12 protein-coding genes are annotated in these 14,233 nt (G+C 63.1%); 2 read left to right on the forward strand and 10 right to left on the reverse strand.

Going from position 1 to position 14,233, the window contains the following annotated elements; genetic code table 11:
• Positions 1-196 precede the first annotated feature (196 nt).
• From CXX84_RS08590 to CXX84_RS08620, 7 genes are all read right to left on the reverse strand, one after another.
• The gene (locus CXX84_RS08590; RefSeq protein WP_102976301.1) at positions 197-769 is read right to left on the reverse strand and encodes an MOSC domain-containing protein; all 573 of its coding nucleotides are present in this window, start codon (positions 767-769) and stop codon (positions 197-199) included.
• A 34-nt stretch (positions 770-803) separates the two neighbouring features.
• Positions 804-2,546 carry an alpha/beta hydrolase family protein gene (locus CXX84_RS08595; protein ID WP_146031854.1) on the reverse strand — a complete coding sequence of 581 codons (1,743 nt, stop codon included), beginning with the start codon at positions 2,544-2,546 and terminating at the stop codon, positions 804-806.
• Between the two features lie 2 nt (positions 2,547-2,548).
• Positions 2,549-3,739 carry an MFS transporter gene (locus tag CXX84_RS08600; RefSeq protein ID WP_189337542.1) on the reverse strand — a complete coding sequence of 397 codons (1,191 nt, stop codon included), beginning with the start codon at positions 3,737-3,739 and terminating at the stop codon, positions 2,549-2,551.
• Positions 3,736-5,139 (reverse strand): tetratricopeptide repeat protein, encoded by a 1,404-nt coding sequence (locus CXX84_RS08605; protein ID WP_146031856.1) that lies wholly within the window; start codon positions 5,137-5,139, stop codon positions 3,736-3,738. Before CXX84_RS08605 ends, CXX84_RS08600 begins: the two co-directional genes overlap by 4 nt.
• Before the next feature lie 440 nt (positions 5,140-5,579).
• Positions 5,580-7,970, reverse strand: coding sequence for an ATP-binding cassette domain-containing protein (locus CXX84_RS08610; RefSeq protein ID WP_102976305.1), 2,391 nt, complete (start codon positions 7,968-7,970; stop codon positions 5,580-5,582).
• Between the two features lie 46 nt (positions 7,971-8,016).
• A complete protein-coding gene (locus tag CXX84_RS08615; RefSeq protein WP_102976306.1) occupies positions 8,017-8,436 on the reverse strand; it encodes a VOC family protein in 420 nt (139 codons plus the stop codon).
• Positions 8,433-8,879 carry a helix-turn-helix transcriptional regulator gene (locus CXX84_RS08620; protein ID WP_102976602.1) on the reverse strand — a complete coding sequence of 149 codons (447 nt, stop codon included), beginning with the start codon at positions 8,877-8,879 and terminating at the stop codon, positions 8,433-8,435. Before CXX84_RS08620 ends, CXX84_RS08615 begins: the two co-directional genes overlap by 4 nt.
• 221 nt (positions 8,880-9,100) lie before the next feature.
• Here CXX84_RS08620 and CXX84_RS08625 point away from each other — a divergent pair, with 221 nt between their 5' ends.
• On the forward strand, positions 9,101-9,487 hold the full coding sequence (locus CXX84_RS08625) for a CBU_0592 family membrane protein (RefSeq protein WP_102976307.1): 387 nt from the start codon (positions 9,101-9,103) through the stop codon (positions 9,485-9,487).
• Between the two features lie 287 nt (positions 9,488-9,774).
• Positions 9,775-10,944 carry a hypothetical protein gene (locus CXX84_RS08630; protein WP_102976308.1) on the forward strand — a complete coding sequence of 390 codons (1,170 nt, stop codon included), beginning with the start codon at positions 9,775-9,777 and terminating at the stop codon, positions 10,942-10,944.
• 214 nt (positions 10,945-11,158) lie between these two features.
• Here the strand turns inward: CXX84_RS08630 and CXX84_RS08635 are convergent, their stop codons facing one another.
• The 3 genes from CXX84_RS08635 to CXX84_RS08645 form a co-directional block, all read right to left on the reverse strand.
• Entirely contained in the window at positions 11,159-12,571 is a 1,413-nt protein-coding gene (locus CXX84_RS08635; RefSeq protein WP_102976309.1) for an MFS transporter, read from the reverse strand.
• A gap of 346 nt (positions 12,572-12,917) precedes the next feature.
• A complete protein-coding gene (locus CXX84_RS08640) occupies positions 12,918-13,466 on the reverse strand; it encodes an AAA family ATPase (protein WP_102976310.1) in 549 nt (182 codons plus the stop codon).
• Positions 13,463-14,110 carry a bifunctional 4-hydroxy-2-oxoglutarate aldolase/2-dehydro-3-deoxy-phosphogluconate aldolase gene (locus tag CXX84_RS08645; protein WP_102976311.1) on the reverse strand — a complete coding sequence of 216 codons (648 nt, stop codon included), beginning with the start codon at positions 14,108-14,110 and terminating at the stop codon, positions 13,463-13,465. The genes CXX84_RS08640 and CXX84_RS08645 overlap by 4 nt, the downstream gene beginning before the upstream one ends.
• Positions 14,111-14,233: the final 123 nt, after the last annotated feature.

Here is a 14,233-nt window from a genome sequence, read left to right on the forward strand (position 1 = left end):
TCAGCGGACCCCGCCGACCAGGTGTTCGCCGGTGACAGTGGCCAGGTGGCCCAGGAGCTAGTTCTGGAAGGCTTCGTTGTGGACCGCTCGCTGCTGCTTCGGACGTCAGGACATGGCGCCTGCAGGGCTTGGGGGTGGCAGGGACAGTGGTGCTGCTCCGCGGCGTGCGGCTGGACTAGCCAGGCGGGAATTGCAGCTAGGGCAGCCGGCTTGGCCGCAGCAGGGTGGGGACGCCCGCCTGCCCTGGATCCAGCGGAACAGGGCTGACCAGGACTGCCGGGCCGCGGCACAGGGTCCCGCTGGAGACCGCCCGGCAGCGGATTCCACCCCGGCCCCGCATGGCCGCGTGCCCGCCCGGGGCGAGCACCTCGTTCATCCACGCACACGGGTGGGCGGGGCGTCCACCGTGGAACTCAACCCTCGTACCACCCGCTTCCAGCGCAAAGTCCTGCCCCAGCAGCGGAGCCAGGTGGGCACCGCGGAGGATGACATTGCGCCGTGTTACCAGGGGATTGAACGGCCCGGCGCCCAGTCCCGCGGCCATCGCCTCGAGGGCCTCAATGGCGAACAGGGTCACCGCGGCATCCATATGTGCGGCCTTCCCGAAGAACCGGTCGCCCACGATGCCCTTGCCCGCCACCACTTTCGCAGACCTGGCGTCCGACGTCGGCACGTCCGCTGCTCCGTCCTTCGCCCGGCCAAAGTAGGCGTGCGCGGGCGATACGAGCAGGTGCAGGATCTCGACGTTGTACCGGTAGTGAGCCGACATGTCCACAGCCTAAGCCAGTCTTCCCTTCGAACGATCAAATATCCGGCACGTAGGGGAGGGAGACCGGTCGAAGGCAAAGAGGGCCGCGTTCGGAATCACCCGGTACTCGTGGCGACGCGCTGAACCGCCGTGTTCCAGGGCGTACAGCGATGGCATCTTCCAACGCAGCCCAACGTTGTTCGGCTGCCGCGGAAGCCTTCGGGTAGTGGTTGCCCGGGACAGACACCAAAGACCATTCCCGTCCAAGTCTTGTTGCAGAATTCGTGGAATGCAGGGTGGAACCGGGCACCACGACTTCATCGTCGACAGGCGCGATGACGACGACGCGCCCCGTAAAGTTACCGATGTGTTGTTCGCCGTCGTCAGGGCTTTCCGCCGTCAGTGCGAAACGATCCGCCGCCCACCGCCGGAACTCCGGGTCGTCGCTGTGGAGCTGAAGGTGGCTTTGGAGATCGAATATGGGAGACATGGCCACCACTTGGCTCGCGTGGACGCGCTCGGCAAGCTGCAGTCCCATCCACGCCCCGAAGCTGACGCCGAGAATAGAGACTATTGACGTACCGTATGAGTCCATGATCTCAGCAACTGCCCCTGCCGTTTCCCGAATTGCGGCCGGCCAGTTGTGCCATGCGCGCTCTTGGAAAGCGGAACCAAAGCCTGCCGAGCCGGGATAGTTGATAATGAGCAGGTCAAAGCCTGCGTCAAGAACAGTTCGGTAGGTGCCGCCATATCTGAGGTCGTCGAGCTCGTGGCTGTCTGGGCCACCGTGAAGACACACCACAAGTTCCTGGCAGCGCGACTGTTGGCTACGCACATAAATACATGGCAGGCCAACCGGTGTGATGTGGCGGACCGATAGGTCACTTCTTTCGGCGGCGATCCCGGCGATAACGCCGTGCGGGGTCTGCCAGGACGATCCGATTGCGAGGCCCGTGGACCGGATGACCGGGTCAACGCCCGCTCCCATCGAAAAAACCTGCGACGTTCCGCAGTGGGTCCCGGGTATTCGAAAGTGCTCGTCAGCGGGATCCATCTGCAGCAGGCGTTGACCCTTTTCCGCGTGAATGCCATAAGCGGTGATGCGGGTGTCGGACGCGCCGAAAGAAATCAGGGACCAGCCGGTGGGGGCGGGAAGTTCTGCCTCGCATGTGCTGCGGATAATGGAGAACCAGGCACCGGACTTATTCGACCGCTTGATGGCAATGAATTCGGATGCGACGGCAACGATCGATCCGTCACCGTGCCTTACCCGTTTCCCGTTGCGGACCAAACTCCACCCGGACTCCGATTCGGCGGCCAGGGTCCCATCATTGAGTATGCATTTGGGTGCCCCGTGCGCGGATGTGGCGGGCCACAAGCGACCGCACCGAATATCCATGAGCAGAGTTTCATCCGCTTCCTCCAGCGGCTCGAAAACCACGCACGGTGTCGCTTTTTCCGCATTCGGGATGAGGCCGGCAACGCGGTGTGTCTGACGGGGTGGGGATGGAAAATTACGTCCAAGGGGCTGACCCAGGCCCATTGCGGCAAGGGGAAACTGCCTGACAGTCAGGGTCGCAGAAGCGTGGCCGAGGTCATAGACGAAAGGGTGTCCTGGTACACAAAAAGGAGCTGACAGGCCGGACAGCGACACCGCTTCATAAGTGCCGGTGCCTGCCTGTCCCTGGCCTGATATCCGGTAGAGGCAACCATCGAGCTGACTGAATGTGAAGAGAGTTGGGCCCACAAGGGCGATTGGGACGAGGTGGTCCTCATCGAAAAGGGACTTGACAGGCATGATTAGGCTGCCTTCACCATCGATCCGCTGCGGACACTGCGCAGAAGCATGGGCAGAAGCACGGCGTTGAACAGTGTGATGGCGCCGGCAGTGAGGAGCAGTCCCTCCGGACCCGCGTTGAGCCAAAGAGGGGCGCCGAGTACGCCACCCAGCGTATCTCCGACCAGGAACGCAGTTTGCGAGATCCCGAAAACAAAACCTGTTGCTCCCGCCGGGACGACAGCGTACTGGATCGTTTCCTCTGCTGCGATCGCAAGCGAAACAAAAGCCGCCCGTACGATGAAGATGACCGCTATCCACGGAGCTCCCAGCCCCAAAGCCAGCGCAGCAGCCAGCGTAATGACCCCGGTAAGAACCTCGGACACAGCAAACAGCGCGAATGGCCGGCTGTTGGTGCTGTAGCGGGAGAAGATCCAGGTGGCGCCGATTTGGGCGACACTCATAAGCGCCATGATCAAGGCTGCCTGTGCGGCAGTGGCGCCGCCGTTGGTCAAAATCAAAGGTAGATACGGTGCCACGAGACTGACATAGAAGCCCGAGAGCAAGCCGATGGCTGCCAGCTTCACGGCTAAGACTCTGGAACGCCGCCGATCGGCGCCACAGTCCGTACCTGCCGGCACGGACTGTGGCAGGCTGCGGGTTGGGGAATTCGGCGAGAGGAGGACCCACACGAACGCTGCTGCCACAAGTGCGGGGGCGATCAGCAAAGCTGTCTTCGCCCCGTCCGCCTGCGTTGCCGAAAGCGCGAAGATGGAGGCAGCGCCGACTGTGCCCAGCAGGAGGCCAGTCTGGTTCCCGAGGTTCCGGGATCCGACAATTTTGGGGATTTCATCATCGGAGGCTATGGATCGCACCCATGGCCTGATTGCTACGAGGACCAGGGACGCCCCAGCTCCTGCAACGCCGGAGAATATGATCACCGGAATAACATCCGTCAACAGTCGGCCGGCAATTCCAATGGCATATAAGAGCGTTCCCAGACGAACTGCGTTAAGACCCCCAAAGCGATCTGCAAAAGCACCCCAAGCGAAGGAAAAACCACCCACAACCGCCATGACGGCATAGCCAATGCCGAATGCCACTAACGCATTTAGCTGCTCGAAATAGAGAGGTTGAGCAACTTTTGACACCCACATTCCACCGGCAAATAGGACGGTGAAAACTCCGAGTTGCCCACGCAGTCCAAGCCTCATACCTGCATGTCCGAAAGTGCTTTACGGTTTGCGATGAGGACCTGCGAGTCGGGGAATAACGCCAGTCCTGCTTCTACTTGTTCCAATGCTTCAGCGCAACGGCCCTGCCGTACTGAAATCTCTGCTCCGAGGGATGCGCGGCGCTCGGCATCTTCTTTCAGCAGAGCACTGTGGATCCAGCCGGCAGTGTGATCCCTGGCTTCATCGAGGCGCTCCGCAAGGATAAGGCTGTACACCACATTGGTGATGTGCGTATAGGAACCGGGATCGAGCGCAGCGGCCCGTGCATGGGCCTCCGCTGCTGCCCCGTGTGAATCGAGTTCCCCTTCGTATACCCCGATCATGCCCCACGCCGAGGCCAGGTTGTCATCCAGGTCAACTGCTTCTCTGCACGCACTCAGTGCGGCACCAAAGTTACCGGCTGACGCATGGCATTTTGCTGCTTCCAAGTGGTATTCGGGCATGTAGGGGTCGACGTCCAGGAGCTCAGTGTAGGTTGCAATGGCAGCAGTCAAGTTCCCGGTTTGCTTGTAGCACTGAGCAAGGTTGTAGATGAGCACGGACCGGTGAATTGCCACTTTTTCGCCGGTCTGCGTGAGTCTTTTGATGCCCCAGCGAAGGAGTCGGATGGCCTCGTCTACTTGGCCGCGACGGAAGAGTATCAGTGCATAGCCGTTCCTGTTGAAGACCTCGTCAAAGACGACGCGGTCGTCCGAGCGCTGCTGGGCATCCAGCTGCTGGACCAAGGCATAGGCCTCGTTCAGCAACTCTTCGCTGCGATCCAGGCTTCGGAGACCGTCCGGGTGGTGGCGGGCATACAGCATGGCTTTTCCGTAAAGGGCCCGTATTGCGTCGAGGGGATCTTCGGACGTGCTCCAGCGGTCATAGTAATACTCGGCCTGGACTGTCTCATCCACCATGGCATGGGCAATGGCCATGAGGTTCCACACCCTGGGTGACTGTTCAACGTCCTGCAGCAGATGTCCGAGATTCAAGGCTGTCCATGCATCTCCCGAGTTGACGTAGTCGAAGGCCGCGGAGACGATGTGTCCGGCGTGGTCCTTTCTCGAGGACGCCGGAAGCATTGCCAGCAAGGCCTGTTCCTCGGGCATGAAGCGCGGGCCGGACGCATTGGCATCGCTGTCGAAACGGAGTTGGACTGACCAGCCGCCCAGGCGGACTGCTGCGTCCAGGAATTCACGGCTCGGCCGGTCCAAAGCCCCGGCGTCTGCCACCTGGATATCTATGGGACCAAAATTTTCGCGGATGTACTTGGCAATTTTGATATAGCTTCGTCGGGCCCGCTGATGCTGGAAGAACCGGATCTGCTCGTTGGACGTCGCAGCATCAGTAAGGCTGGTGGTGCCTGCCCGCACTTTGCCGGCCAGTTTGGTATCCAAGGGGTAAAGAAGCCGAAGGCTCAGGGACAGGTCGTTGGGGTGCTCATTCGGGGTCAGGTTGAAATGTTGCAGAACGGTTTTTATAACACCGAATGAGAGTGGGTGGACTGGGGCTTTAACGCAGATCAAACGGATCCTTAATGTAGCCGAAGCAGGGGTGCCGATCCGTGACCGGCACCCCTGAAACGGAACTAGATAGTGGTCGCTTTACCGCCGTAAAGAACGGCGAAATCGATCTTCTGTTCCTTCGGCTTTTCGATCTTGAGCTGCATTAATTTCCCCAATCAATTAATGAGAACAGCCTCGCGCCGCCCTCCATGAGGAAAGTAACACAACTTTATTTACCGGCAAAGTCATATAACGGAATGGTCCTGTCAGGGCGCGTCGCAGTGTCCCGTAATACGCGCTGCTGCTGCGCCAGCCGGTGCGAGTCAACCGGTTCAAGCACCAACGTAGGAGGCAAGGTGCTTGCCCGTGAGCGTCGAGGCGCCGGCCACAAGCTCAGCCGGCGTTCCCTCGAAAACGATCCGGCCGCCGTCGTGCCCTGCTCCCGGGCCAAGGTCGATGATCCAGTCAGCGTGCGCCATCACCGCCTGGTGGTGCTCGATGACGATGACGGACTTGCCGGACTCAACCAGCCGGTCCAGCAGGCCCAGCAGGTTCTCTACGTCGGCGAGGTGCAGGCCCGTTGTGGGCTCATCGAGGACGTAAACGTCGCCCTTCTCCGCCATCTGGGTGGCGAGCTTGAGCCGCTGGCGCTCGCCGCCTGAAAGTGTGGTGAGCGGCTGGCCGAGGCTGAGGTAGCCCAGGCCAACGTCCTCCAGCCGGTCCAGGATGGTCCGCGCCGCAGGTGTCCTGGCCTCACCCTGGGCGAAGAACGCGGCGGCCTCGGTCACGGACATGGCCAGCACATCGGCGATGTTGCGCCCGTCCACTGTGTACTCAAGCACTGACGCCTGGAAGCGGCGGCCCTCGCAGTCCTCGCACGGGGACTCCACGGTGGCCATGACCCCCAGCTCGGTGAAGATGACGCCGGCGCCGTTGCAGGTGGGGCAGGCGCCCTCGGAATTCGAGCTGAACAGCGCAGGCTTCACGCCGTTCACCTTGGCGAACGTCTTGCGGATGGGCTCCAGCATGCCGGTGTAGGTGGCCGGGTTGCTGCGGCGCGAACCCCGGATGGCGCCCTGGTCGATCACCACCACGCCCTCGCGCTTGGCCACGGAGCCGTGGATCAGGGAGCTCTTGCCGGAACCGGCAACGCCCGTCACCACGGTGAGCACGCCCAGCGGGAGGTCGACGTCGACATCCTTGAGGTTGTGCGTGGACGCGCCCCGGACCTCGAGCGCTCCGGAGGCGCTCCTGACCTTCGCCTTGAGGGCCGCCCGGTCCTCCAGGTGGTGCCCGGTGATGGTGCCGCTGGTCAGCAGGCCTTCCACCGTGCCCTCGTAGCAGACCTCGCCGCCGCCGGTTCCGGCCCCGGGACCGAGATCGACGACGTGGTCCGCAATCCTGATCATCTCGGGTTTGTGCTCCACCACCAGGACGGTGTTGCCTTTGTCCCGCAGCTGCAGCAGGAGCTGGTTCATCCGCTCTATGTCGTGCGGGTGAAGGCCGATGGAGGGCTCATCGAAGACGTAGGTGACATCCGTGAGCGAGGAGCCGAGGTGGCGGATCATCTTGGTGCGCTGGGCCTCACCTCCGGAGAGGGTGCCCGCGGGCCTGTCCAGGCTGAGGTAGCCGAGCCCGATGTCCGAGAACGAGTCGAGCAGGTGCTGGAGGCCCTTGAGCAGGGGAGCCACGGACGGGTCCTTCAGGTCACGGACCCAGCCGGCGAGGTCGCTGATCTGCATCTGGCACAGTTCGGCGATGTTCCTGCCGTTGATGGTGGAGGACAGGGCCTGCTGGGTGAGCCGGGTTCCCTTGCACTCGGGACACATCTGGAACGTGACGGCCCGCTCCACGAACCGGCGGATGTGCGGCTGCATCGCCTCGGGGTCCTTGGACAGCATGGACTTCTGGATTTTGGGGATGATGCCCTCGAAGGTCAGGTTGACCCCCTCCACCTTGATCTTGGTGGGCTCCGCGTACAGCATCGTGTCCAGCTGCTTCGCGGTGAATTTGGCTATCGGCTTGTCCATCGGCAGGCCCATGCCCTCGAACAGCCGCCCGTACCACCCGTCCATGGAGTAGCCCGGAACTGTCAGCGCTCCCTCGTTAAGGGACTTGCCGTCGTCGTACAGCGCGGTGCGGTCAATGTCGCTGACATTGCCCATGCCCTCGCAGCGCGGGCACATGCCGCCCAGGTAGACGGCCTGCTGGACCACGGCCTTCTCCACACGCCCGCCCTTGTCCGTGGACATGACGCCGCTGGCTTTCCGGGTGGGCACGTTGAACGAGTAGGCCGTGGGCGGGCCCACATAGGGGGTGCCGAGGCGGCTGAAGAGGATCCGGAGCATGGCGTTGGCGTCAGTGGCGGTGCCCACGGTGGAGCGCGGGTTGGCGCCCATGCGCTCCTGGTCAACGATGATCGCCGTCGTCAGGCCCTCCAGGAAGTCCACTTCCGGCCGGGCGAGGTTGGGCATGAACCCCTGGACGAACGCGCTGTAGGTCTCGTTGATCATCCGCTGGGATTCCGCGGCGATGGTGGCGAACACCAGGGAGCTCTTGCCGGAGCCGGAAACTCCGGTGAAGACCGTCAGCCGGCGCTTGGGCAGCTCGATGGTGATGTTCTTGAGGTTGTTTTCCCTGGCGCCCTGCACGCGGATCAGGTCGTGGGTGTCGGCGACGTGCAGCCCGTTGGTTTGTGGATCCGTATTCGTGTCCGTGCTCATGGGGTCTCCATCTGTTGGGCTGCGTTCGCCGTCGTTGGGTATCAGCCTAGGCCTGCTGGTTGATGCGGACGGTGTTGCCCGCGGGGTCGCGGAAGGCGCAGTCACGGATGCCGTAGGGCTGGTCGACTGGTTCCTGGACGACGTCGACGCCGGCAGCCTCAACTTTGGCGAACGCTTCGTCCACGTCCGGGGCGGAGAGGATGACGGCGGCGTAGGTGCCCTTGGCCATCATTTCGGCGATGGTGCGGCGCTCGGCGTCGGTGATGCCCGGGTCCACGCCCGGCGGGTGCAGGACGATGGAAACGCCGGGCTGGCCGGCAGGGCCGACGGTGATCCAGCGCATGGTGCCGCGACCGACGTCGTTGCGGACTTCGAAGCCGAGGGCGTCGCGGTAGAACGTCAGGGAGGCGTCGGGATCGGTGTGGGGGAGGAAGCTTGAGCTGATGGTGATGTCCATGGCAGTCATGCTAGTTGCGGCTCCGGAGCGGGCGCTTCTCGATTCCTGACCGGTCTGGTGACCTGTTTCGCCACGCAGGCGGGGATGCCCGCCGTCGAGTTTTCCGCTTTCTGTTTGTAGACGCTGGGCGGCATTCCCACGAGTTCGTTAAAGCGGGTGCTGAAGGTTCCCAGCGAGGAGCAGCCGACGGCGAAGCACACCTCCGTGACGGAGAGGCCGCCTTTGCGGAGGAGTGCCATGGCCCGTTCGATGCGGCGGGTCATGAGGTAGCTGTAGGGCGATTCCTGGTAGGCGTCCTTGAACCGGCGGCTGAAGTGGCCGGCGGACATGTGGGCGTCCCTGGCGAGGGATTCGACGTCGAGCGGCTGCGCGTATTCCCTGTCGATCCGGTCTTTGACGCGGCGGAGCTGGGTCAGCTCGCGCAGGTAGGGGTCGGTGGGGGACGTGGTGATCACACCTCAGATCGTGCTACCTGGCGGGGGTCTTGTCCAGAGTCCGGGGTCCTGCTTCCCGGGTCAAAACCGCACTTCGCAGCGGGGTATGATTATGCCGCCGGCCAGCAGAAGGTCCTCGCCCGAACAGGGCTCGAGTCAACGCAGCACCCGGCAAAAACCCTTGAATGACTGTCCAACCCCCTGCCCGGATACTGTGCCGGGACCCTTGAGAGGACGCTATGGAATTGCTGTGGGAAATCGCCGGCTGGACGGGAGCGGCTGCGATTCTCAGCGCCTACCTCTCGGTTTCCATGGGCTGGCTCAAGGCCGGCAAGGGATTTCAAACGGCTAATCTCTTCGGTGCCGTCGCCTTCATCATCAACGGCACACTCCATGGCGCCTGGCCGTCTGTGGTGACCAACGTGGCGTGGTTCCTGATCTCCGCCGTCGCGCTGGTGAGGATGCGCGCTGCCGAGGCTCCCGCCGTGCCTGCTGACGCCGGCCAGGTCCAATACCCCGGGGTGCCGGACAGCACTGGGCAGATGGCCGTCGTCGAGGTGCTCACCGGTTCCCTGCCTGCCGTGCCGTCCCTGCCTGTCATGGACGGGCAGCGCCTGGCCCACTGAGGGATGGGTCATTCGCCGTACGCAGGTAAAGGCCATTCCGGGAAACAGGTACCCGCTACCCGGGTGCCGTTCAGCCTACGGCCGTACTGTGGACACCGGAGCCGGCGGCGAGGGTGTACGGCTGAGACCACGTGCACCACCCCCCAGCCGCCGCCGGCCCCACTCATCTTGCGGTCAAACGATTGATAGGCTCTCGACGACCCTTGGAGCACCCGAACGCTCCATCCGTACGACGAGATCGAGCGCCCCGCATGACACCGGACTCCCGTCCCGCGCCGCAGACAACTGTGACTGACAGCCCCGTGATCCACGTACAGCGCGAGCAGGGGATGGATTTGTTCTGGCGGGGGGCCCTGGTCTTCGCCATCCTCTTTAATGCGGCGATCGTCGCGGTCTTCATCGGTGTCCCGGCCGTGCTGATGGTGAAGTTCTGGAACCCCTGGCTGTTGTTCACGCTGATCTTCGTCGCTGCCGGCGTCCTGCTCCTGGTCAAGTTCGTGGCCGCACTGCGGAAGGGGGCCTGGTACGGGCGCCACCGCTCGCTCTTCGTTTTGCATGAGACCGGCATCGAGACGACAGAGTGGAACACTGTGGGCTCTGAAGCTCCGTTGCGGCGGGTGATCCCGCTGGAGGCAGTGGCCGGAGTGGTCGCCTCCTACCGGATCGTGCGGCGCACCCTCCGGACTCGATTTGGCGGCGGAATCCTGACCGAGACGGCACCTGTCCTGCACGTCCTGTTTGACGACGACGACGGACGCCGCCGTATCAGCAGCGTCCCCTTCACCTCACACGAGGACCCCGCAGTGGACACGTGGATCAGGCAGTTGCGGGCAAACGGCGTTGAGCTGGGCTACACCGCCCGGCCGCTGTTGTGGAAGGAGGAGGACTACCTCAGCGACGAGGCCCGCCTCGAGTACTTTGCTGCCACCGAGGAGATTATCGACTTTCCTTCCGAAGGCAGCTGGCTGGAGAACACCGCCCGGGCGGAGAACCGGTGGCACCACAACTCCAAGCGGCTCCAGGAAGAGGCGGAGCAGCGTGACCCTGCGCTGCGGGCCGCCCGTCTTAAGCCCACCGGACGCCACTGGATTCTCGGAGCCTGGTTCGCCGGCATGTATACGAGCGGTAGCGGATACCTCCTGCCCTACCTCGTGCAGCGCGGGGTGCTGCCGGTCGCCGCGTGGCCGCTCGAATTGCTGGTGGTTCTGCCGGCGGCAGCGCTCTTCTTCCTGCCGCTGCGGCACGGCCTGCGGTGGTACCACGCCCTGGTGTGCTGGCTGCTTTTGGTGGTCATCGCTTTTACGGTTGTGGTGGGCACTGCGGCGTTGTGGCCAGCCGCCGAGGAAATGGCCATGATCGGTCTTGGGGTGACCGTCCTCGCCGCGGCCCTGCTGTGGGTCCCGTACCAGCTGGTGAAACGCAGCGTACCGTTGTCCGAGCAAACCCACTCACGGTAGTCCGGCGATGTCAGGTTTACGTTTAAGACCGTGACCCGGACGCGTCCAGGAACTGCCTTCGCCGCCCTATTCTGACGCTCTTTTCCCTACTGCCTGACGTCAGGTTGGGGTGTGCCTCATCTTGGAGCCGGCCCCCGGCCGGGAAGGGGAAAGCCCTCGACCGGAGCGGGTCGAGGGCTTTCCCCATGCGCAGTGTTGCGGAGGAGATGGAGGTCTACGGCTTGGAACCCTTCGCCTGGGTCCCGCCGTGAGGAGCCTCGAAGAGCAGGTGCTCGCCTTCCAGTACTTCGGGGTCTGCCGGTGCGACGGTGGCACGCCCGCCCTTGCTGCCGGTCTCGGGGAGCGTGAAGTACACGATGAGGGAGAGGGCGACGATGGCGATCATGTAGTACGCAACGAACATGGGCTGTCCGGCGCCGACGAAGGCAGCGGCGATAAGTGGTGCGGTGCCACCGAAGACGGCGATGACGATCTGGTGCGCGAAACCGATGCCTGCTACCCGGACTGAGGCCGGGAACAGCTCGGCCTGGATTGTCGGGTAAACGGCCTGCCAAATACCGAGAACTACCCACCCGGATGCCGAAACCAGAACGTAGACCCAGAAGCCTGGCTGGTTCAGCAGCAGAAGCAACGGGTAGAAGAGCACGATCATGCCGATGGCGCCGATGATGGGGAAGATCTTGCGTCGGCCGAGGCGGTCGGAAAGGTATCCGCAGACCGGCACGATGACCACGAGCAAGACCAGCCCGATAACACTTCCGGCCAGGGTGGAGGACAGGTCCCGGCCGGTGGTCAGCTTGGCATAGGTGGGGAGGAACGTGGCCCAGGTGTAGTAGGCCACCGCCGGGGCAGAGAGTGCCGCTGCCTGGAGCAGAGCCTTCGGGTGTTCGCGGAGCAGGTCCTTCAGCCGCGTCCAGGCGGACTTTTGATCGACGAGGGCAGCTGCCTCAAACTCAGGGGTCTCATCCGAGCGGGCCCGCAGGATGAGACCGGCGACGCCGAGGACGCCGCCGATGACGAACGGGATTCGCCAACCCCAGGCTGCGAGTTCGGCGGGAGCAAAGGATGCTGTCACGATTGCGGCCGAACCGGTCGCTGCGAGGGTAGCAAGGCCGCTTGCCATGTTGGAGAACGAGCCGAACAGGCCCCTCCGGTTCGCGGGAGCGTGTTCGACCATGAACGCGATGGCGCTTTGCTGCTCGGTGCCGGCCGAGATTCCCTGGAGGATGCGTGCAACCAGGAAGAGAACAGGTGCTGCGTAGCCGATCGTCGCGAATGAAGGGGTGAGGCCGATGATCAGAGAGCCGAGCGCCATCCCGGAGATGGACAGCGTCAGGATGAGCCGGCGGCCGTAGCGGTCAGCCAGCGGCGAAATGATGATTCCGCTGAGCGGGCGTATAACAAAACCGACCGCGTAGGTGAGCAGCGCTGCGACAAGGGACGCGAACGGGTTCTCGCTTGGGAATATCTGTCCCGCGAACACCGCTGCCAGCAGTCCGTAAATGTACCAGTCGTACCACTCCACAAAGTGGCCGATCGTGCCTGCCACCATGTTGACGGAGCGCCGGGGCGGCTCGGGCACTTCAGGAAGGCCCGAGCTGTCGAGCGCATCTTTTGAGGTCTTCATTGAACTCTCCATACTTTCACGTTTGCTGCGGAGGGGTTAGGGATTGAACCGGAGGCAATCGGTCTTCCGGCTTTCACCGGAGCCAATAAGATCGGTTGCTGAGATCGGTTGCAGAGATCGGTTGCAACAACACTAAGGGCGACAAAAGAGACTTGTCAACGTCTTTTTGTGAGCCGCGTCGCAGGTTCTGGCATTGCCGCCTCCGGGGGAGGGCATCCACTTTGTGCACTGGAGGCAGACGTGCTGCCGCGGTCGATTTAGGGGTTGTGTGGCCCATTCATGCTGCGGGCTGTAGGAGCGTCCCGCGTGGAACTGGCCGAAATGAGCTGTTCTGCCGGTTGAGCCGTCACCCCTCCGCCGGAAGGGGTGTTTCGTTGTTGAAGTCCAGGTACTGCACGCCGGACCACGCGCATTCCAAACTCCCGTAGACGGACCAGTACTCATCCCAGTGGGAAAGTTTCCACTGGTCCCGTTCCAGGCCGCGGCGGGTTAGCCGGTCCCGTAGGACGTCTTGGGGGACCCTTACCCGGACCACCGTGGTCGCAGAAGGTGGCCAATGGAACTTTTCTGCCGCCTGTGTCAGAAAATCCGGTTCGTCGAAGTAGGCTCCGAAAGGGGCGTCGAGCACGACGGAGCGGCCCAGGCGAAGGTTCGCCCCGGCGACGTCCATGAGTGTCTCGTACTCGAGGGGCAGCAGGTTGTCGCGGTAGTAGTCGTTGGATTCCCGGTCGGTGGGGTCGTGTCCGGTTGCCTTCAGCGCGAACTCGACGAAGCGTCCGCATACCCGGTCCTTGTCCAGGTATGCCGCGTTGTGTTCTTTTGCTGTTTTCTGCGCGACCGTCGTTTTACCTGACCCGGCCGGGCCAATAACAATATAGACGCGGTGGACCGTCATCGGCGGGCCTCTGCCACGGCTGACAGGAACTCCTCGGCAGCTTTGGTGACGCGGGTAAAGTCGCCGTCCGGCTGCCATGCTTTTGTCACGTAGCTGCCGACGCCGACACCTGCAACGCCCGCCGCGAACCACTCACCGACGTTCTGCACGGTTACGCCGCCTGCCGGCATGATCGGCAGGTGTGCAAGCGGGGCGAGCACGGACTTGGCGTAGGGGATGCCGCCGGCCTCGGTGGGGAAGAGCTTGAGGATGTCAGCGCCCGCCTCGGCGGAGTTAACGAGCTCGGTCGGCGTGTAGGCGCCGCTCACGGTGGGTATCTGGTACCGGTTTGCTGTCCGGATCATTGCCGGGTTCAGCTGGGGACTGACCAGGAATTCAGCGCCGGCGCGGATGCACTCATAGGCTGAGTGCTCGTCCAGCACTGTTCCGGCGCCGATCGCTACTCCGTTGGCCCCATGTTTGGCGGACAGCCGGCGGATTACCTCGACGGCGCCCGGGATCGACAGTGTGATTTCAAGGGCGCGGAAGCCTCCGGCGATGGCAGCTTCAGCAACGCGTTCTGCCACGTCGGCGTTCTCGAGGCGGACGATGAGGACGGCGCCGGATTCGTCGATGGTCTGCAGGGTGCGGAGTTTCTTGTACATGGTGGTGGCCTTTCTTGGGGCCCAGACGTGTTGCGTTCCTTGTTACCTGGGCCACTGTTGAAGTGTCGTTGACAAACTCTCCCACCATCCATACTGTTATTGCAACCGATCTCAGCAATCGAT

Origin of the sequence: Arthrobacter sp. AFG7.2 (genome assembly GCF_002892835.1) — a bacterium.
Lineage (GTDB): Bacteria > Actinomycetota > Actinomycetes > Actinomycetales > Micrococcaceae > Arthrobacter.